Genomic DNA, 19,530 nt, shown 5'->3' with positions numbered 1-19,530 from the left:
AAGCCCGAACCCCCGCGACGGGCCGAACCGGTGGACCAGATACGGGTCTAATTCGCATTTTATTAACGCTGAACGGGGTGGATAGATACGGTTCGATCTCCCATACCGTACGTTCGCCGTCGACCGGCGGCGAACGACTCTATGGCAAACGAACCGACGAAGCCGTCGACGGCAGACGGCACGACATCGCAGTATCGCTCGCACGTGACTCCCCCAGACACGAGCGCCGTGCGCCGGGTCGCCGCGTTCGCCGCGGGGGCCCCGTTCACCGCGCTCGTCGCGGCCGTCGAGGTGGCGCTCGTGACGGCCGCGCTCGGGGTCCAGCGGTCCGCCGCGCCGGTCGCGGTCGGGCTGATCGCCTTCTCCGTGTACGCGGCGGACCACGTCGCCGACGCGGAGGGCGACGCCGACGCGACGCCGCTGCGCGCCCGCTTCGCGCTCCGTTACGCCGACCAGCTGATGGTCGCCGCCGCCGTGAGCTACGGGCTCGCGGTCGCGCTCGCGGCGGGCGCCGGGCCCGCGGCGCTGGCGCTCGCGCTCGTCCCGGGCGCGGTGTGGATCGGCTACGCCACCGACTGGCTACCGACTCTCGGCGACCGCCTCGCGCCGCTCGGCGCGGGCTCGGTGCCGCGGCTCAAGGACGTGTTCCTCTTCAACTCCGCGGCGGTCGCGCTCGCCTGGGCGGTCGCGGTCGTCGCCGCGCCGCTCGCGTTCGCCGGCGTCCCCGTCGACTCGGTCGGGCCGAGGACGGTCGCCCTGCTGTTCGCGTACGTCCTCGTCCGCTCGTTCGTGGACGTCGAAGTCCCGAACGTCAGGGACGCCGCCGCCGACGCGGCGCAGGGCGTGGCGACGCTCCCGGTCGTCTTCGGGGTCGCCGGAACGCGACGGATCCTCCTCGGCGTCGACGCCGTCGCCGCCGGGCTGCTGGCCGTCACCGCGACGACCGGCGCCGCGTCGACGCCGGCCCTCGTCGCGCTCGGCGTCGGTCTCGTGGTCTCGATGACCATCACCGCGCTCGCCGACAGGCTTGACGGGACGGCGCTCGGCGTCGCCCCGGACGGCAGCTACCTCGTCGCCGGCGTCGTCCTCCTCGCGTTCGCGCTGTGAGGCGGCGTAATCTCAGGCGCTGAGGGCCCCAGATCCCGATTTTTTCGATAGATAATCACAACCCGATGAATTATAAATACAATGTCCGTAAAAATTCTATGGCGGCGTTGAGCCCTCTGTCCGTCGTCCTCCTCGTGGCGGTGACGGTCGGACTGGCGGCGGCGATCCTGGCGTGGCGCGAGCGCCCGGAACCGGGCGCGACGTGGCTCGCGGTGCTGCTCGCCGGGCAGGTCTGGTGGGCGACGTTCCTCGTCTTCGAACTGGAGGCGACGACGCTGCCGGCGAAGGCGCTGTGGTACGACGTCCAGTGGGTCGGCGTCGTCGTCATCCCGGTCGGGTGGCTCTTCTTCGCGCTGGCGTACACCGGCTACGACCGCTACGTGACGCCGTTCTCCGTGGCGATGGTGTCCGTCGTGCCCGCGGCCACCGTCGCGGTCGCCGCCGCCGGCGACCCGGGCAACCTCCTCGCGGCCGACCGGGTCGTCCGCGAGACGGCCGTCGGCACGTTCCTCAAAGTGATGCCCGGACCGCTGTACTACATCATCGCGGGCTACACCTACCTCCTCGGGGCGGTCGGATCGGTCCCGCTGATCCAGCTGATCCGCGACGACGCCCGCCCGTTCCGGGGACAGAGCGCGGCGCTCCTCGTCGGGACCGCGGCGCCGTGGGCCGGCAGCGTCGCGTACCTCTCTGGCGCGATCCCGGTCCCCGGACTCGACCCCACGCCGCTGGTGTTCGGGGTCTCGGGGGTCGCGTACCTGCTCGCGCTCTCGCGGTTCCGGCTGCTGACGCTCGCGCCCGCCCCGCGCCGCCGCGCGCGCCAGCTCGTCTTCGAACAGCTCCACGACCCCGTCTTCGTCGTCGGGACGGAGGGGCTCCTCGTCGACCTGAACGAGAGCGCGGCCGAGACGTTCGGCGTCGACCGCCGCGCGGCCATCGGGGAGCCGGCGTCGGCGGTCGTCCCGAAGTACGACGCGGTCCGCGAACTCGACGACGGCGGGGAGGACAAGCCGCGGGCGATACGGGTCGTCGGGCGCGACGGGCAGCGGCCCTACGAGGCGACGATCAGGGACGTGGTCGACGACCACGACCGCACCACTGCGCGGGTGATTACCTACCACGACGTGGGGGCGTACCTCGGTCAACAACAGCGGCTCAACGTACTCAACCGCGTCTTCCGGCACGACGTTCGCACGGAGACGAACCTCATCCTGGGGTACCTTGAACAGCTCCGCTCGGACCCGACAGACGAGCGCGCGTTATCCGTCATCTCGGAGAGCGCCGAGCGGATGCTGGACCTCAGCGAGCGCACTCGGACCGCCGGCGAGCTGTTCGATCCGACGGACGAGTCGGAGTGGACGCCGCTGCCGACGGTCGTCAACGAGGCCGTCGCGGCGGCGCGGGCGGACGATCCCGACGCGCGGACCGAGGTCGGGGACGTGCCGACCGTCCCCGTCCGAGGGGTGTTGGTGGTCGTCTTAGAGAACCTCTGCTCGAACGCGCTCCAACACAACGACGCGGACGCGCCGTGGATGCGGGTCGACGCCGCGGTCTCGGACGGGTGGGTCGAGATCACCGTCGCGGACGACGGCCCCGGGATCGACCCGGCCGAGTACGACGTCTTAGATCGCGGCACCGAGACCCCCCTCCGACACGGTAGCGGAATCGGCCTGTGGATCGTCAAGTGGGGCGTCGACCACCTCGGCGGCCGGATCTCGTTCGACGAGCGCGACCCCGCGGGCACGCTCGTGACGGTCGCCGTTCCGCTCGACCGGACAGCGGTGAGGGCCGAAGACGAAGGGGCCGAGGCCTCGGAGCCGCCCGCCGACGGCCCGTCGGCCGCGGGCGGTTCGGTCTCGCGGCGGGCGCCGCCGGACGCGGGTCGATAGGCACTTGACGCCGGACGCCGACCGCGGCACATGGACGCTACGGCCACGACCTATCTCCCGTACGCGCTGCTCGCGATGGGCGCGTACGCCCTCGTCTCGCCGCTGATGCGCGTCGCCACGACCGGACCGAACGCGATCCCGAGCGACGTCGCCGTCGTCGTCTCGAACACGCTGCTCGTCGCCATGGCGATCGGCGTGATCGCGTACACCGGACAGGGGTTCACGGCCCACCTCGGGTCGCCGAAGCTGGCGCACGTCCTCGCGGCGGGCGTGTTCCTCGGCATCGGTATCCTCGCCCTCTACCGCTCGCTCTCGCTGGGGCCCGTGAGCGTCGTGACGCCCATCTTCGCGATGTTCCTCGTCTTCTCGTCGGTGATCGGCTTCCTCTTCCTCGGCGAGTCGTTCACGGCCCGGAAGGGGCTCGGGATCGCCTTCGCCGCCGCGGCCGTCTACCTGGTCTCGGGCGCCTGACCGCGGACCGCTGCGGGCCCGAGACCGCCGCCGATCCGGAACCGCCTGCCGCGTGACGAAACCCCTTTAGCCGCCAGCGGGAAACGGGCCCATCCGTCGTGTCTCGCCTCCCGAGTTCTCCCCGCGAGCTGATCTCCCGCCTTCCGAACCCGTTTCGGCTGCTCATCTTGTACATCGGCTTCGCGCTCGCCCGGGTCGGCCTGATCGACCGCCACCGCGTGGTCCGGACCACCGACCTCGCGTGGCCGCGGATCGTCACGGGGATCGCGCGGATGTCGAAGAACGCGGTCGACGTCGCGATGGTCGGCGTCGCGGTCGGCACCAGCGCCGTCGCCGGCGTCGGCTTCGCCGGCCCCTACTGGGGGCTCGCGTTCGCGCTCGGCGGCGGGGTCGCCGGCGGCACCATCGCCCTCGTCTCCCAGCGGTTCAGCGCCGAGGCGTTCGCCGAGCTCGGCGACGCGGTCCGGTCGAGCGTCCTCCTCGTGATCGCGATCACGGTCCCCGTCAGCGGCGCCTTCTGGCTGTACGCGCCGGCGTTCATCGACGTCCTGAGCAGCAACGAGGCCGCGATCGCTCACGGCGCCGACTACCTCCGCGTGGTCGGGCTCGGCGTCCCGTTCGCCGCGCTCAACCTCGTCGGGAGCCGCGTGCTCGTCGGCTGCGACGACGCCTACACCGCGATGCAGGTCCGGGCGGGCGGCGCGGTCGCCAACATCGTCCTCAGCGCGCTGTTCATCTTCGGCCTCGGCTGGGGCGTCGAGGGCGCCGCGGTCGGCACCGTCCTCTCGAACGTGCTCGCCGTCGCCGGCTTCACCGTCGGCCTCGTCCGCGGGAGCGCCCCGCTGATCGGCGAGTTCCCGGTCGCCATCGACGCGACCGGCTCGTACGTCAACCCCGGCATGCTCCGCGACCTCGTCGAGATAGGCGTCCCGGTCGGCGCGCGCAACCTCGTGTGGACCGCAGCCGAGTTCCCCATGCTCGCCATCCTCGACGTGTTCGGCGAGAACACCGTCGCGGCGTTCGTCATCGCCCGCCGCATCTGGGGGATCATGAACACGCCCGGCTGGGGATTCGGCCTCGCCTCCTCCAGCCTGGTCGGGCAGGCGCTCGGCGTCGAGCGCCCCGACGAGGCGGAGGCGTACGCCCGCGACATCATCCGCTTCTCGGTGGCGACGTACGCCGTCTCCGCGGTGCTGATCGCGACCTTCGCGACCGACATCGTCTCGCTGTTCGCCGAGTCGCCCACCAGCCCGGAGATCCCGATCGCCGTCGACCTCGTGTACGCGGCCTGCGCGGCGGTGATTTTCCAGGGCGTCTCCGGCGGAGCGGCCGGCCCCCTCGACGCCGCAGGCGACACGAAGATCCCCTTCGCCAGCCAGTTCCTCGGGATGTTCTGCGTCTCGATCCCCCTCGCGTACGTCGGCGCGCACGACGCGACGCCGGCGGTAACGGTTCCCGAAGTCCTCACGATCCCGGCGGTAAAGCTCCCGCTCGTCGGCTTCGCGACCCCGCTCGTGGAAATTCCGTTCGTCGGGTTCACGCTCCCGGAGGTGGCCCTGCCCGCGATCGGCCTGTGGGGGCTTTACCTCGCGTTCATGGCCGAGACGACGATCCCCGCCGCGATCAACTACCTGCGGTTCCGCTCCGGGAAGTGGAAGGCGATCAGCGAGGCGTACCGGCCCGAAGCGGCCGCGGACGACTGAGGCGGGCGGCGAGCAGATCGCCGCTCCTCGAGTCACGTGCGGGCGCCGTTCGAGCGACTTGATATTGTGAATTCTACACAATACTTAAGGAGTAAGAAGCTGGGAGATTCCGATCGAAGCTCGATCCGAGGCCAGTATTGGATGGTAGGCACAATAGTTATGCGGCCGCGTCACCGATAGTTCGGTATGGAGAACTGTGAGAAAGCGCGCTTGTTCGGGTCGGCACTGGTGCTGTTGCAGGGAGTCGTGACGGCGCTGTTCCCACGGGCGAGCGTTCGCCTCACCAAGAAGATGATCGGGAAGAACTTCCACAACGCCGACGAACTCGACGCGAAGCCGGCGTACCTCCGGCAGTTGCGCGCGGTCGGCGTGGGCATGATCGCCGCGGGCGGGACCGGACTGCTCCTCGCGGACGCGGAGGGGGCGGAGACCTCTGACCGCGCCGGCACGGAGGACGCCGCCGACGAGTGAACGTACTTCGGGAGAGAGCGTCCGGGAGCGCCGCCGGCGAACGGTCTCGGGCCGGGTTCCGCGGCCCACGGCCGGCGGGATTCCCGGTGTGACCGACGGGGCGGCCGCGACGGGTCGCTCCGTGCGGCGTTCGACGCCGCCGGCCGTCCGGCGGTCCGGACACGGGGACGGTACCCGGGGGCGCCCCATACGCTTTTGGTCGCGCCCTCAGAGGGGACGCTCGTGAACGACGAGCTATTCGAGCGGATCCTGATACCGATCGCGGGCCCGGACGACGCCGAGGCCACGGCGCGGGCGGTTCGGCCGCATCTCGACCCGGGGACGACGCTCATCGTGACGCACGTGACCCCGGGTGAGGGCGACGAGACGACGATCAAGACCGGACGAGACGAGTTCGCGGGGGCCACCTACGATACGTTCTTCGACATTCTCTACCGTGACGATCTCAGCTTCGAGTGGGTGACGCTCGAGGCGCGAGAGGTCGCCGCGGCGCTCGTCGACGCGATCGGCATGACCGACGCGACGCTCGTCGCCTTCACTCCGAGGGACATCGACGATTGGAAACGGACGATCACCGGTGACCCCGGCGGTCACCTCATCAGAGCGGCGGACGTCCCCGTGATGGTGTTCCCGGACCGACGCGCGTGACGCGCGACCGGCGCGGCTCTCGAACGGCCCCCCGCCGCCCCTCCGAACGCAGGCCTGCGGCCGCTACGAGTCGCCCGCGGACGAGTCCGCGAGCGCCGCGAAGTTGGCAAGCGTTCGGGTGGCGGTGACGTCCTCGAAGGAGCGGTCGGTCGCCTCCCAGCCGTCGTACTCGTCGACGATCCGAGGGGTGAACTCGGGGTGGTACTGGACCGACCAGACCGGCCGGTCGCGGTGGCGGGTGGCGAAGTACTCGTAGTAGTCCGCGCGGCCGATGACGTCCATCCCGTCGCCGAGCTCCGTCACCACGTCGGAGTGGAGCACCGGCACGGTCGGTTCGACGCCGTCGAACAGCGGTTCGTCGGCGTCGAGGTCGGCGTCGCAGAGTCGGAGCCGAGAGGTCCCGCTGTCGACGACCTCGCCGCCGAGCGCGGCGTTCAGGATCTGGTGGCCGAAACAGATGCCGAGCGTCGGGACCCCCTCCTCGACGAGTCGGCGCGCGAACCGCTTCTGAGCAGTGATCCACGGCTGGTCGGGCTCGTCGTAGACGCCGACCTCGCTCCCGCCGATGACGACGCCGTCCACGCCGTCGAGGCTCGGGTCGCCGTCCTCGTGCGGGTACTCGTACACGCGGGCGTCGGGCAGGAAGTGCGCGATCTCGTCGGCCATGTAGCCCCCGTCGACCGCGTTATTGAGTACCAGTATCATCTGCGATCAATTTATGAAGAACTGATCTCTCGGTAGTGACATGGGTTTCGATGCCGAAGCGGTACGTGCGGACTTCCCCGTCCTCGACCGCCGCGTGAACGGTCATCCGCTCACCTACCTCGACAACGCCGCGACCACGCACACCCCCCGTCAGGTGTACGAGGTCTTCGAGGAGTTCTACGCGGGGTACAACGCGAACGTCCACCGCGGGATCCACGAGCTGAGCCACGAGGCCTCGGTCGCCTACGAACGGGCGCACGACCGCGTCGCCGACTTCCTCGGCGCCGACGGCCGCGAGGAGATCGTCTTCACCAAGAACACCACCGAGAGCATCAACCTCGTCGCGTACGGCCTCGGCCGGCACCTCGACGAGGGCGACGAGATCGTCGCGACGGAGATGGACCACCACGCCTCGCTCGTCACCTGGCAGCAGATCGCCAAGCGCACGGGCGCGACCGTCCGCCACGTCCCGGTCACGGCCGACGGCCACCTCGACGCGGACGCCGCCCGCGACATCGTCACCGACGACACGGCGGTCGTCTGCGTCCCCCACGTCTCGAACGTGCTCGGGACGGTCAACCCCGTCGCGGACCTCGCCGCCCTCGCGCACGACCACGGCGCGTACGCGGTCGTCGACGGCGCCCAGTCCGCGCCGACGCGCCCCGTCGACGTGGGCGCGATGGACGCGGACTTCTTCGCGTTCAGCGGACACAAGCTCGCCGGCCCGACGGGGATCGGGGGGCTGTACGGGAAGCGGGAGCTGCTGGAGGAGCTCGACCCGTTCCTCTTCGGCGGGGAGATGATCCGGAACGTGACGCTCACCGACTCCACGTGGAACGGGCTGCCCTGGAAGTTCGAGGCCGGAACGCCCCCGATCGCGGAGGGCATCGCGCTCGGCGCGGCCGTCGACTACCTCGCCGAGCTCGGCATGGACGCCGTCCGCGAGCACGAGAACGACCTCGCGCAGTACCTGCTCCGGGAGCTCGCGGACCGGGAGTTCGTCCGGGCGTACGGCCCCGGCGTCGGCGAGGAGCGCACCGGCCTCGTCTCGTTCAACGTCGAGGGCGTCCACGGGCACGACCTCTCCAGCCTCCTCAACGACCGCGGGATCGCCATCCGCGCCGGCGACCACTGTACGCAGCCGCTCCACGACCGGCTCGACATCCCCGGCTCCGCCCGCGCGTCCTTCTACGTGTACAACACCCGCGCGGACGTGGACCGCCTCCTCGAGGTCGTCGACTCGGCCCGCGAGGACCTGGACGCGTACCTCGCCTCCGACCGCTACCACGACCGCATCAGCGAGCACTACCACCGCCCCCGCAACGCGGGCGCGCTCGCCGACCCGACGTTCGTGAAGCCCTCGGAGGAGACGACCTGCGGCGACGACGGCGAGTTCCACGTGACGGTCGCCGACGGGCGCATCGAGGAGATCGCCTTCGAGAGCCGGAGCTGTGCGGTCAGCCGGGCCGTCGCCAGCCTCCTCTCGGAGGACCTGGAGGGCATGGCGGTCGAGGCCGTCGCCGAACTCGACGGGCACGTCGCCCGCGCGCTCGACGGGCAGTACCCCGACCTCCGCCGCGAGTGCGTCGAGGGCCCCGAGGAGGTCATCCGCGAGGCGGCCCGCGAGTACGTCGAGCAACACGGGGCGTAAGCGGTCTTCACCGCGCGTGAGCGGTCACCGCGGCGCTCGGCGTCCACCTCGGGACGGGACGAGCGCGCGGCTCCGCGACGAGCGCGCGGCTCCGCGACGAGCGCGGCGCTCGGACGACCGGAGCGAACGGCCTCCTCGGCGGTGGCTCACTTCTCCTCGGCGTGTCGCACCTCGACCGCGACCCCGCGCGTCGACCCCGCCATCTCCGGGCCGGACATCGCCGCGCGGCCGACGGCGAACGCCTTCGGTCCCTCCACCACGACCTCGTCGCCCACCCGTACGTCGCCGTCGGCGTCGACGACGCCCGGCGCGAGGACGGAGCCGCGCGGGACGAAGGAGTCGATCTCGACGCGCTTCGTCGGCGCGTCGCTCGCGACCCAGCGCCGCGCGCCGGCGAGGGTGAACGACAGGGTGCCGTACTGGGGCACCATCGTCGCCAGCTGCTCGCCGGGCTCGCCCTCGCGGCCGGCGTCGGGGTCGTCGCCCCACACCTGGAGCTTCGGGTAGCGCCCGGTGGTGCGCACGTCGGCCTCGCCCGGCCCGCCGAACAGGTCGTCGCCCGCGCCGTCGCCGAGGAGGAAGTCGGCGATGCCGCGGACGGTGTTGTGCTCGCGCTCCCGCTTGCTGTAGGCGGGCTCGCCCCGGAGGGCGGCGTTCAGCTCCCCGAGCGACTCGTCGGTCGTCGGGTGGTCGACGCAGGTGTACTCGAACGGTACGTCGATCGCGGGGTCGCGCTCGACGCGCTCGCAGATCTCGCGGTAGCCGTCCGCGGGGACGTGCGCGACGACGCGGGAGTAGTCGTTGCGTTCGAGGTACCGCCGGAGGACCTCGGCGACGAACTCGATCTCGTCTTCGCTCCAGTCGCCGGTGACGACCGAGTCGTAGTGTTGCGCGGGGTAGGTCGTCTCCAGCTCTTGCGGGACCACGCCGATGGGCGAGGTCATCGAGACGGTGTGGCCGCGCCACTGGATCGCGTCGTGGAACTGGCGGTGGCTCTGGGAGTCGCTGTACGGCTTCGTCGCCGAGCAGGGGACCAAGACGAGCGGCTGGTCGGTGAAGCGGTTGCGGTAGCGGCTCGTGACGCGGTCCGCGAATCTGCGGATCTCGACGCGGTCGAGCGTCTCCGCCGACGCCGCAGTCACCTCGGCGTCGCGCATGAGGGGCGTGCGTTCCTCCAGGTACCCCCACTGGTCGTCGAACTCGCGGAACGCGGCCGTGAGCCACCCCTCGTGGCGGGCCTGCCCCTCGACGTAGTCGCGGAGGCGGCCGCTACGGATCCGCTCGCGGACGCGACGGAGTTCCGCGCGGAGCGCGTTGACGTTGTGGTCGGCGCAGTCGGCGCGCGTGAACTCGCTCCGCGGTCCGGCGCAGGCCGGACAGGCGCACGGCAGTTCGTCGAGGTCCTCGAGGAAGTGGGCCGCGTCGGTAGTGAGGTACATCCCCTGGGTGCCCTTCGTCCGGGCGAGCGTCGCGTCGACGAGGTCGACGCCGGCGTACGCGAGGACGGCGACGTTCCGTGGCGTCGCGACGCCGGAGAGCCCGAGCGCCGCGTCGGGCGGGAGCGACCCCTTCGCGCGGACGACCGCGTCCCGGAACGCCTCGCCGTGGCCGACGAACCCCTGGGCGTCCGAGAGGAGGTACGCGTCGGCGCCGAGGTCGCGAGCGCTCCGGCTGTCGACGACCGCGGCAGAGGGGAAGTCCGCGTCGGGGTGGTCGACCGCGAACGACTCGCGGACCTCGTCGCGCGTCCCGGCCGGGAACGACCGGTGGGGCAGCACCGTGAGCGCGCTCTCGTCGCCGTCGGGCACCTCGCGGTCGCCGGCCCAGAGGCTCCCGGCGTCGTCGAGGAACGGGTCCGCGAGCGCCGGCGTCGTGACGGGGTCGGCGAGGCGGACCGCCCCGAGGCGGGCGGCGCCGTCGCGCTCGTGGACCTCGAAGTACTCGGTCATACCACCACTCGCGCGGGGACGGTCAATTCTCTTGTGTTCCGCGGGCGCCGCGGCCCCCACGGGCCATCCGCCTCGGAGCCCCGCCGCAACTGTTAGGCGGTCCGGGACCGAGCGATCGGTATGGAACCGACCGGCCCGTGGGACCGCGACCGCGTCGACGAGTACCTCGCCGCCGCGCGCGTCCCGGTCCGGCTCGGCTGCCGCACGCCGAGCGACCGCCCGTGGATCGTCTCGCTGTGGTTCGCGTGGGACCCGGACGCGGGGGCCGATCCCGACGGAGACGGCGGCTCCGGACCCCCCGCCGGCGCGATCCGCTGCGCGACGAGCGCGAGCGCCGACCTCGTCGAGTTCGTCGAGCACGACGACCACGTCTCCTTCGACGTGTCGACGAACGACCCGCCGTACAAGGGGGTCCGCGGCCGCGGTCGGGCGACGGTCGTCCCGGACGAGGACAAGCGGCTGCTGCGGTCGCTCCTGACGAGGTACCTCGGCGGGACCGACAACCCGACCGCCGAGCGGCTCCTGCGGCCCGAGCGCGACGAGGTCGAGATCCGGATCGAGCCCGAGCGGCTCCACGCCTGGGACTACTCGGAGCGCATGGAGACCGGGGGGGAGTGAGGCGACCGCGAGCGGTCGGCGGCGCGGCCCGCGTCGCTCTCCGCGAGGCGATCGTTTAAGCGGTCGCCGGGCCACCCGACGGTATGAGCGCTCTCGACAGCGACGAGTACCGCGCGTTCCGCCGCGACCTCCACCGCCACCCGGAGCCAGCGTGGCGCGAGTTCTACACCACCGCCCGCATCGTCGAGGCACTCCGCGAGCGGGACCTGACGGCGCTCCACGTCGGCCCCGACGCGCTGGCGGGCGAGGAGCGCCTGAACGTCCCGGACGACGAGACGCTGGCCGAGTGGGAGGACCAGGCCCGCGAGGCGGGCGCCGACCCGGAGATTCTCGACGAGCTCTCGGGCGGTTACACCGGCTGCGTCGCGGTCGCCGAGCGCGGCGACGGCCCCGTGGTCGGCCTCCGCGTCGACATCGACGGGCTCCCGATCACGGAGTCGGAGGCCGGCGACCACGTCCCGGCCGGCGAGGGGTTCCGCTCCGAGCACGAGGGGTTCATGCACGCCTGCGGCCACGACGCCCACGCGACGATGGGGCTCGGCGCGCTCGACGCGGTCCTCGACTCCGACTTCTCTGGCACGCTGAAGGTGTTCTTCCAGCCGGGCGAAGAGCAGGTCGCCGGCGGCAAGCCGATGGCCGAGTCGGGCCACCTCGACGACGTGGACTACCTCTACGCGGTCCACGTCGGCCTCGATCACCCCTCCGGCGAGGTCGTCTGCGGCGTCGAGGGGTTCCTCGCGGTGCGGCACTTCCTCGCGGAGTTCTCCGGCGAGCCGGCCCACGCCGGCGCGCGCCCCGAGCAGGGCCGGAACACGGTCCAGGCGATGGCGGCCGCGGTCCAGAACCTCTACGCCATCCCGCGGCACGCCGACGGCCCCACGCGGGTGAACGCGGGGCTCGTCGGGGGCGGCACCGCGACGAACATCATCCCCGAGGAGTCGCACATCGAGGGCGAGCTTCGGGGGCAGACGACGGAGCTCGCGGAGTACATGTCCGACCACGCGGACCGGATCCTCGGCTCGGCCGCGGAGATGCACGACTGCGAGGTCGCGGTGTCCACGCTCGGCGAGGCGCCGAGCGCGACGAGCGACGACGCGCTCGCCGGCCTCGTCCGCGAGTCCGCGGGCGACGTCGCGGGCGTCACGAGCATCGTCGACAGCGACGACCTCGGCGGCTCCGAGGACGCCACCTACCTCATGAACCGCGTCCAGGAGCAGGGCGGGCTCGCCTGCTACCTCGGCGTCGGCACCGATCACCCCGGCGGCCACCACACGAGCGACTTCGACGTGGTCGAGGACGACATCGGGATCGGTATCGACGTCATCGCCGGCGCGGTCCGGCGGGTCGCCGAGACGCGACCGTAACGAGCCGGAGTCGGCGGAAGGCGACGGCGATCAGAACGTGAGGTGCGAACTCGACGCCGGCCCGTCGTCGTCGCCGTCGTCGTCCGGCAACCCATCGTAGAGGTACGTGAGGTCGTCGTCGGTGAGGAACACCGCGCCGTCGCGGACTGCGATGTCGATCGACCGGAGCGTCGTCCCGGCGGCCTCGCCGGTGTCGCAGGACCCCTCGCAGGCGTCGAACGCCGAGCCGTGCTTCGGGCAGACGACCGAGCCGCCGCGCGTCACGGCGCCCACCTCCTCGCGGTGGAGCCGCTGGTCCTCGTGGGTACAGCGGTTGATCCACGCGCGGACGGGCTGTCCGTCACCGCCGCCGTCCGGCTCGTCGACCCCGCCGTCCGCCTCGTCGACCCCGCCGTCCGGCTCGTCGACCCCGCCGTCCGCCTCGTCGACCCCGCCGTCCGGCTCGTCGACCCCGCCGTCCGCCTCGTCGACCCCGCCGTCCGGCTCGTCGGCGCAGGGCACGAGGAACACCTCGCGGTCGGCGTCGCCCTCGCGGGCCGTGAACGCCCACGACCCCTCCTCCAAGACCGTCTCGACGGCCGTGAGTCGGTAGCCGGTCACGGGGTCAGTACTTCGCGTCGGCGCCGGTCGTCTCGTACACGCGGTCCATGATGGCGTCGCGCTCGCGGGTCCAGTTGGCCATCGCGGCCGGGCTCGTCGGGTACTCGTCGTAGTGGCCGATCAGCTCGTCGGCCAGCGACTTCGTCTGGTAGAAGTTCCGGATCGTTCCCCAGTAGCCGAACGACTTGATCGCGGCCTTCACCTTCAGCCCGAATGACATCGAGGTCGACCCCTCGTACAACGCCTCCGCGAGCTTCTCGCCGGGCAGCGACGCGAGGAGGCCCATCAGGTCGTCCACGTCGACCGCGGTCGAGAGGACGTTGTACACGTCGAGGCCGGCGTAGCGCCCGCCGAAGTGGTCCATCACGCGGGTGTTGTACCGCCAGAGGTTCTCCTCGCTCACGTCGCCGTCGGAGACCGCCTTCACCGCCTGCTCGCCGGCGTACTTGCCCGCGTACGCCGCGCCGGCGATGCCGCCGCCGGTCGTCGGGTTCACGTGGCCCGCGGCGTCGCCGACCGCCATGTAGCCGGGCGCGACCGCCGAGTCGTACGGCCGGCGGGTCGGGAGCGCGGCGCCGAGCTTGTCGCGCACCTCCGCGCCCTCGAACTCGGGGCGGTCCCGGAGGTCCCGCTTCAGCGACTCGACGAGCTGCATCGGCTCCTCGGTCATCTGGAAGCCGAGCCCGGCGTTGATCTCCGTCGCCGTCCGCGGGAAGTACCAGAGGTAGCCCGCCGCGCGGTCGGTCGCCTTGAACACGAGGGCGTCGTCCCACTCGACCGGCTCCGGCACGTCGACGATCTCGCGGTACGCCGAGCAGAACTGCGAGTACCGGACGTTCGTGTCGAAGGTCGTCCCCTCGAAGTCGGCCTTGTCCTGGAGCAGCGAGAGCGACCCGGCGCCGTCGATCACGACGTCCGCCGTGTACGTCTCCGGCTCCCCCTCTCGCACCGCGTGAATGCCCGTGACGCGGCCCGTCTCGTCTTGGAGCACGTCGTTGATGACGGTGTCGTAGTGGAAGTCGACGCCCGCGTCCTCGGCGCCGGCGATGATCTGACGGCCGTACTCCCAGCGGTCGATGACGGCGAGCTCGCCGGGGACCGGGATCTCGAGGATCGTGTCCTCCTGCGGGATCTCGAAGCGCCCGTGGTCGACGCCGGTGTTCGTGAACGCGGGTTCGAGCCGCGCTTTCGGGATCGCCTCGGGGAAGGCGTCCGCGCCCTTCAGGGCGTCGCCGCAGGCGATGTGGCCGGCCTCCTCAGCGTCCTTCCGCTCGACGATGACGACGTCGAGCCCCTCGTTCGCGATCGTCGCGGCGGCGTAGCAGCCGGCGGTCCCGGCGCCCGCCACGACGACGTCGTACTCGTCGATACCCATTACCGGACCGTGTCGTGCGCCCGGCAAAACTCTTTGCTCCCGTTTCGGTCGCGTCGGAGGCGACGGATTTCGCGGGGGGCCGCGTCGCGATGCGGACGGCGCGGAGCCTAACTGTTCAGGCTCACCGTTTAACGGGCCGCAGACCGAGATTCGTGATATGGGTCACCTCGATCAGGTCGACGCCGACCGCCTCCGCGCGTGGCTCTCGGAAGTCCGGTCGTCGGAGGCGACCACGGCGCTGATGGTCGCCGTCGCGTACGACCGGGGGATAGGCACGGCGGAGCTGGCATCGTGGTACGGCCGCTCGGAGGAGTGGGTCGCGGAGACGGTCGAAGCCCTCGACTCGCCGGGCTTCGTCTCGACCGTCGCCCGCCTCGAAGGGGTCGACCTCGAGGCGGTCGCCGACGAGTCGAACCTCGCGCCCGCGACCGTCCGCGAGTGGTTCGACGCCCTCGACGAGAAGCCGGTCCCGGAGGCGGCCGACGTGGTCCGCCGGTACGCCGAGGGGTCGGTCGAGCCGGTCCGGAGCGGGACGCCCTCGACCGTCTACCACCTCGACAGGGCCGTCGTCGACGAGCGCGGGTGGTCGATCGACGACGACGACCTGTTCGCGAAGGCCGCCGAGGCCGGCCTCGACCTCCCGGAGTACGGGCGGTTCCTCGTCGAGCCCGGCGAGTCGATCCTCGAGGCGGCGGAGCGCGGCGGCCGATCGTGGCCGTACGCCTGCCGCGGCGGCGCCTGTTCGAACTGCGCCGTGATCGTCGTCGAGGGCGACGTGGCGATGCCGGGGCAGTCGATCCTCTCGGACGAGCAGATCCGGGCGGCGAACGCCCGCCTCTCCTGCGTCGGCGTCCCGATCACCGACGAGGTCAAGGTCGTCACCGGCGTCGGCGACGCGGACGACTTCGCCGACCTGCGGCTGCCGTCGCCGGCCGACGAGGCGGGGGCGTCGGACTGACGCGGCGGAGCGGGGGCGTCCCGAGCGCCGCCGATTACTCCTCGGTCTCGTAGTGTTCGCCCGCCGCCTCCGGGAGCCGCGTCCGGCCGACCAAGGCGAGCACGAGGATGACAACCACGAACGGCGTGATCCGGATGAGCTGGCGGGGGACGCCGATCCCCTGGGTCTGGAGGACGGTCTGGAGCGCGTCCAGCCCGGCGAACAGCATCGTCGAGAAGAACGTCCCGACCGGGTTGTAGTTGCCGAACAGGTACGCGACGATGGCGATGAACCCCTTCCCGTTGACCATCGTCGGGCCGTTCCCGGTGAACTGGCCGAGGTCGAGCGACAGCGCCGCGCCGCCCATCCCGGCGAGCACCCCCGAGATCAGCACCGCGGCGTAGCGGACGCGCGTGACGCTCACGCCGGCGGTGTCGAGCGCCTTCGGGTTCTCCCCGCTGGCGCGGATCCACCGGCCGAACGCCGTCCGCTCGAACACGTACCAGGACCCGGCGACGGCGACGAACAGCATGTACACCGACGGCGACGCCGAGAACAGCGCGCCGAAGAACGGGATGTCGGCGAGGACCGGCACCGAGATCGACCCCGTCGTCGCGACGGTCGGGGAGTTCGGGCTCCCGTAGAACACCTGAGAGGCGAACGGAGCGAGCCCGAGCGCGATGAGCCACACCGCGAGCCCGGCGATGATCTGGTCGGCCCGGAAGCCGATCGTCACGACGGCAAACAGCGCCGCCAGCAGCGTGCTCGCGACGACGCCGCCCGCGTAGCCGACCCAGACCCCGCCGGTGATGTCGGCGACGTAGATGGCGCTGAACGCCGAGATGATCAACAGCCCCTCCAGGCCGATGTTGATCACGCCGGACTTCTCGGCGAAGATCCCGCCGAGGGCCGCGAACGCGATCGGGACCGAGAGGCGCAGCGCCGACGCGAGCGTGAACCGGCTCGTGAGCGCGTCCGCGAGCGTCCCGGCGATCGAGTCCGGGAAGGCCAGTCCGGCGAGCAGCAGCGCGACGATCCCGACGACCGTGACGGCGGCGACGAGCGCGCGTGTCGAGTACCGCTCCAGGATCGATCCCGAATCGGCGACCGGACCGCTCGTCGACCCGTCCGCGGGGGCGTCACTCATCGGTCTCACCCCCGTCGACCGGCACGCCGCCGTCGGTCGCGGCCGACTCCGGCCCCCGGCCGATCCCCGGGAGCCCGCGGGCGAGCAGCCGGAAGAACTCCGGCATGGCCACGAACAGGATGATGAGTCCCCGGAGGACGCCGACCAGCTGCGGCGGCACGTCCGTCGCGAACTGGACGACCGTCGTCCCGCTCTTCAGCACGCCGAACAGCAGCGCGGCGATCCCGACGCCCAGGGGGTTGTTGCCCGCGAGGATCGAGACGGTGATCCCGTCGAAGCCGTACGAGGGGATCCCGGTCTGGAACGTGCCGAGCACCATCATCACGTACATCGCGCCGGCGATCCCGCCGAGCGCGCCCGAGAGCGTGAGGCTCGCGACGACGGTGCGCTCGGCGTCGACCCCGCCGTACTCGGCCGCCTCCGGCTGGACGCCGCTCGTCCGGACGTCGTACCCGAACGCCGTGTGTTCGAGGAGGTAGTACAGCGCGCCGAGCGCGAGGAGCCCGAACGCGAGCGCGACCAGCGAGAAGTCCTGTCTCGCGCCGAACAGCACCGCCGGGAACTGCGCGAACTCCGGGAGTGGAACCGTCTGGTTGGCGGCGCTCTCGGGGTCTTTGAACACGCCGCTGACCAGGTACAGCGCGACGCCGGTCGCGATGAAGTTGAGCATGATCGTCGTGATCACCTCGTTGGCGTCGGCGTACGCCTTCAGCAGGCCGGGGATCGCTCCGTAGAGCCCGCCGAACACCGCCCCGACCAGCAGGCCGAACGGGATCAACACGACCGTCCCGACGACGCCCGACACGAGCGACGACGCCCAGAGGACGCCGAGCGCGGTCGCCAGCGCCCCGACGACGAGCTGCCCCTGCGTCCCGATGTTGAAGATCCCGGCGCGGAATGCTAGGGCGACCGAGAGGCCGGTGAAGATCAGGAGCGTCGTCTCGCGGAGCGTGACCGCGAACTGCCCGTTCGGCGACCACCCGCCGCTGAAGGGGTCGCCGAGCGCGCCGAGGAAGAGGCGGTCGAACACCGCTATCGGGTCGTAACAGAACCCGGTCCCGAAGTAGTACACCGCCTCGCCGGCGGTACACGTCGTCATGCGTCCGGCGACGAGCACGAGCACCGCGCCGATGAGCACGGAGAGCACGAGCGCCGCGGTGCTGATCAGGATCCGTTCTGTCCCGGACGCCGTGGCGAGCCGGGAGAGCACGTCGCGGGCGCGGTCGGCGACGCTCACGCCCGGTCACCTGCCGGATCGACCGCGTCGGCCGTCGCCCCGTCGTCCGCCGCGTCCGCCCCGTCGGGCGGCGACGAGGGGTCCGGGTCGCCGTCGGCGCGCTCGCCCGGTCGCTCCCCGGCCATCAGGAGCCCGAGCTCCTCTTCGGTCGTCTCGTCGGGGTCGACCACGTCGATGAACTCCCCCTCGTAGATGACCGCCAGCCGGTCGGAGAGCCCCTGGACCTCCTCCAGCTTCGAGGAGACGAGGAGGACCGCCACGCCCTGCCGGCGGAGCTCCAGCAGCCGCTCGTGGATGAACTCGATCGAGCCGATGTCGACGCCGCGCGTCGGGTGCGAGGCGACGACCAGCTCCGGGTCGCGCTCGAACTCCCGGCCGACGATGAACTTCTGTTGGTTGCCGCCCGAGAGCGACTCCGCGTCCGCGTCGGCGTCCGGCGGGCGGACGTCGTACTCGTCGATGATCGCCTCCGCGTGCTGGCGCGCCGTCGGCCAGTCGACGCGGCCGTTGGCGGCGAAGTCGGGGTCGTGCTGGCTCCCCAACAGCCCGTTCTCGACGAGGTCGAACTTCATCACCAGCCCGCGCTCCTGCCGGTCCTCGGGGACGTACGCCATTCCGGCGTCGATCCGGTCGCGCCGCGACACGGTCGTCACGTCCTCGCCCAGGAAGCGGACCTCGCCCGCGTCGACCGACTGGAGCCCGGTCACCGCTTCGACCAGCTCCGTCTGTCCGTTGCCGTCCACGCCCGCGATCCCGAACACCTCGCCGCCGCGAACGTCGAAGGAGACGCCGTCGACCGCTCGGACCCCGCGGTCGTCCTCGACGACGACGTCAGAGACAGACGCGACGACGTCCCCGGTCTCCGCGGCTCCGCGGTCGACGTCCATGAGCACCTCGCGGCCGACCATCAGCTCCGCCAGCTCCTCCTGGCTGGTCGCGTCCGCGGCGACGGTCCCGACCTTCCGGCCGTCCCGGAGGACCGATATCTCGTCGGCCGCGCGCATCGCCTCGCCGAGCTTGTGGGTGATGAAGATGATCGTCTTGCCCTGCGCCGTCAGCTCCGCTAACACCTCGAACAGCTCGTCGACCTCCTGCGGCGTCAACACGGCGGTAGGCTCGTCGAGTATGAGCGTCTCGGCGCCCCGGTACAGCGCTTTCAGGATCTCGACGCGCTGTTGCTCCCCGACCGAGACGTCCTCGATCCGCGCGTCCGGGTCCACGTCGAAGCCGTACCGGTCGGCGAGGTCGGCCACGGCCTCTCGGGCCGCCTCCCGGTCGACGGCGAGCCCGCCCCACTTCCGCGGCTCGCTCCCGAGCGTGATGTTCTCGGTGACGGTCATCGGGTCGACCAGCATGAAGTGCTGGTGGATCATCCCGACCCCGGCGTCGATCGCGTCCCGCGGCGAGTCGAACGCCTGCGGTTCGCCGTCGAGCCGAACCGTTCCCGACGTCGGCTCGTAGAGGCCGTAAAGGACGTTCATCAGCGTCGTCTTCCCGGCCCCGTTCTCACCGAGAAGGGCGTGGACGGTGCCGCGTTCGACCTCGAGGTCGACGTCGTCGTTCGCGACGACGCCGGGAAACCGCTTGGTTATCCCGTCGAGGTGGACGGCTGTGGCCATTGGTCTACTTCCCTCTGATTCGAGGGTGGCTGAATATGT

The 19,530-nt window shown here is 71.5% G+C and carries 17 protein-coding genes; 10 read left to right on the top strand and 7 right to left on the bottom strand.

The window, feature by feature from the left end; translation table 11 throughout:
* Positions 1 to 141 precede the first annotated feature (141 nt).
* The 6 genes from DVK06_RS03845 to DVK06_RS03820 all read left to right on the top strand — a co-directional run bounded on the left by DVK06_RS03845 (position 142) and on the right by DVK06_RS03820 (position 6,289).
* Positions 142 to 1,107 (top strand): UbiA family prenyltransferase, encoded by a 966-nt coding sequence (locus DVK06_RS03845; protein ID WP_121599359.1) that lies wholly within the window; start codon positions 142 to 144, stop codon positions 1,105 to 1,107.
* A 98-nt stretch (positions 1,108 to 1,205) separates the two neighbouring features.
* Entirely contained in the window at positions 1,206 to 2,996 is a 1,791-nt protein-coding gene (locus DVK06_RS03840) for a histidine kinase N-terminal 7TM domain-containing protein (RefSeq protein ID WP_121599358.1), read from the top strand.
* Between the two features lie 30 nt (positions 2,997 to 3,026).
* Positions 3,027 to 3,467 carry an EamA family transporter gene (locus tag DVK06_RS03835; protein ID WP_053771179.1) on the top strand — a complete coding sequence of 147 codons (441 nt, stop codon included), beginning with the start codon at positions 3,027 to 3,029 and terminating at the stop codon, positions 3,465 to 3,467.
* A gap of 98 nt (positions 3,468 to 3,565) precedes the next feature.
* Positions 3,566 to 5,170: an MATE family efflux transporter gene (locus DVK06_RS03830; RefSeq protein WP_121599357.1), complete on the top strand. Its 1,605-nt coding sequence runs from the start codon at positions 3,566 to 3,568 to the stop codon at positions 5,168 to 5,170.
* Between the two features lie 186 nt (positions 5,171 to 5,356).
* Positions 5,357 to 5,641 carry a hypothetical protein gene (locus DVK06_RS03825; RefSeq protein ID WP_121599356.1) on the top strand — a complete coding sequence of 95 codons (285 nt, stop codon included), beginning with the start codon at positions 5,357 to 5,359 and terminating at the stop codon, positions 5,639 to 5,641.
* Positions 5,642 to 5,863: 222 nt separating this feature from the next.
* On the top strand, positions 5,864 to 6,289 hold the full coding sequence (locus DVK06_RS03820) for a universal stress protein (RefSeq protein ID WP_053771176.1): 426 nt from the start codon (positions 5,864 to 5,866) through the stop codon (positions 6,287 to 6,289).
* Between the two features lie 63 nt (positions 6,290 to 6,352).
* Here the strand turns inward: DVK06_RS03820 and DVK06_RS03815 are convergent, their stop codons facing one another.
* Entirely contained in the window at positions 6,353 to 6,994 is a 642-nt protein-coding gene (locus DVK06_RS03815; protein WP_053771175.1) for a type 1 glutamine amidotransferase, read from the bottom strand.
* A gap of 40 nt (positions 6,995 to 7,034) precedes the next feature.
* Here DVK06_RS03815 and DVK06_RS03810 point away from each other — a divergent pair, with 40 nt between their 5' ends.
* A complete protein-coding gene (locus tag DVK06_RS03810) occupies positions 7,035 to 8,645 on the top strand; it encodes a SufS family cysteine desulfurase (protein WP_121599355.1) in 1,611 nt (536 codons plus the stop codon).
* Positions 8,646 to 8,791: 146 nt separating this feature from the next.
* Here DVK06_RS03810 and arcS read toward each other — a convergent pair whose 3' ends face one another.
* The gene (arcS, locus tag DVK06_RS03805; protein ID WP_121599354.1) at positions 8,792 to 10,594 is read right to left on the bottom strand and encodes an archaeosine synthase subunit alpha; all 1,803 of its coding nucleotides are present in this window, start codon (positions 10,592 to 10,594) and stop codon (positions 8,792 to 8,794) included.
* Between the two features lie 120 nt (positions 10,595 to 10,714).
* Between arcS and DVK06_RS03800 the strand changes: the two genes are divergently transcribed.
* The gene (locus DVK06_RS03800) at positions 10,715 to 11,212 is read left to right on the top strand and encodes a pyridoxamine 5'-phosphate oxidase family protein (protein WP_121599353.1); all 498 of its coding nucleotides are present in this window, start codon (positions 10,715 to 10,717) and stop codon (positions 11,210 to 11,212) included.
* A gap of 83 nt (positions 11,213 to 11,295) precedes the next feature.
* Positions 11,296 to 12,576, top strand: coding sequence for an amidohydrolase (locus DVK06_RS03795; protein ID WP_121599352.1), 1,281 nt, complete (start codon positions 11,296 to 11,298; stop codon positions 12,574 to 12,576).
* 30 nt (positions 12,577 to 12,606) lie between these two features.
* On the opposite strand, the gene DVK06_RS03790 is transcribed toward DVK06_RS03795, so the two are convergent.
* Both DVK06_RS03790 and DVK06_RS03785 read right to left on the bottom strand, forming a co-directional pair.
* A complete protein-coding gene (locus tag DVK06_RS03790; protein ID WP_121599351.1) occupies positions 12,607 to 13,176 on the bottom strand; it encodes a Rieske 2Fe-2S domain-containing protein in 570 nt (189 codons plus the stop codon).
* A gap of 4 nt (positions 13,177 to 13,180) precedes the next feature.
* Positions 13,181 to 14,551 carry a geranylgeranyl reductase family protein gene (locus DVK06_RS03785; RefSeq protein WP_053771169.1) on the bottom strand — a complete coding sequence of 457 codons (1,371 nt, stop codon included), beginning with the start codon at positions 14,549 to 14,551 and terminating at the stop codon, positions 13,181 to 13,183.
* A 157-nt stretch (positions 14,552 to 14,708) separates the two neighbouring features.
* Between DVK06_RS03785 and fer the strand changes: the two genes are divergently transcribed.
* A complete protein-coding gene (gene fer / locus DVK06_RS19660) occupies positions 14,709 to 15,509 on the top strand; it encodes a ferredoxin Fer (RefSeq protein WP_121599350.1) in 801 nt (266 codons plus the stop codon).
* Between the two features lie 34 nt (positions 15,510 to 15,543).
* On the opposite strand, the gene DVK06_RS03775 is transcribed toward fer, so the two are convergent.
* Genes DVK06_RS03775 through DVK06_RS03765 form a run of 3 tightly spaced genes read right to left on the bottom strand, consistent with a single transcriptional unit; the run spans position 15,544 to position 19,491 of the window.
* The gene (locus tag DVK06_RS03775) at positions 15,544 to 16,635 is read right to left on the bottom strand and encodes an ABC transporter permease (RefSeq protein ID WP_121599349.1); all 1,092 of its coding nucleotides are present in this window, start codon (positions 16,633 to 16,635) and stop codon (positions 15,544 to 15,546) included.
* The gene (locus DVK06_RS03770; RefSeq protein ID WP_121599348.1) at positions 16,628 to 17,872 is read right to left on the bottom strand and encodes an ABC transporter permease; all 1,245 of its coding nucleotides are present in this window, start codon (positions 17,870 to 17,872) and stop codon (positions 16,628 to 16,630) included. Before DVK06_RS03770 ends, DVK06_RS03775 begins: the two co-directional genes overlap by 8 nt.
* Positions 17,869 to 19,491 carry an ABC transporter ATP-binding protein gene (locus tag DVK06_RS03765; protein WP_121599347.1) on the bottom strand — a complete coding sequence of 541 codons (1,623 nt, stop codon included), beginning with the start codon at positions 19,489 to 19,491 and terminating at the stop codon, positions 17,869 to 17,871. Before DVK06_RS03765 ends, DVK06_RS03770 begins: the two co-directional genes overlap by 4 nt.
* Positions 19,492 to 19,530 lie beyond the last annotated feature (39 nt).

The sequence above is a fragment of the Halorubrum sp. Atlit-28R genome (genome assembly GCF_003665955.1).
Lineage (GTDB): Archaea > Halobacteriota > Halobacteria > Halobacteriales > Haloferacaceae > Halorubrum > Halorubrum tropicale.
Note: the sequence above shows the minus strand (reverse complement) of the source record. Positions and strands in the feature narration are given on the sequence as shown.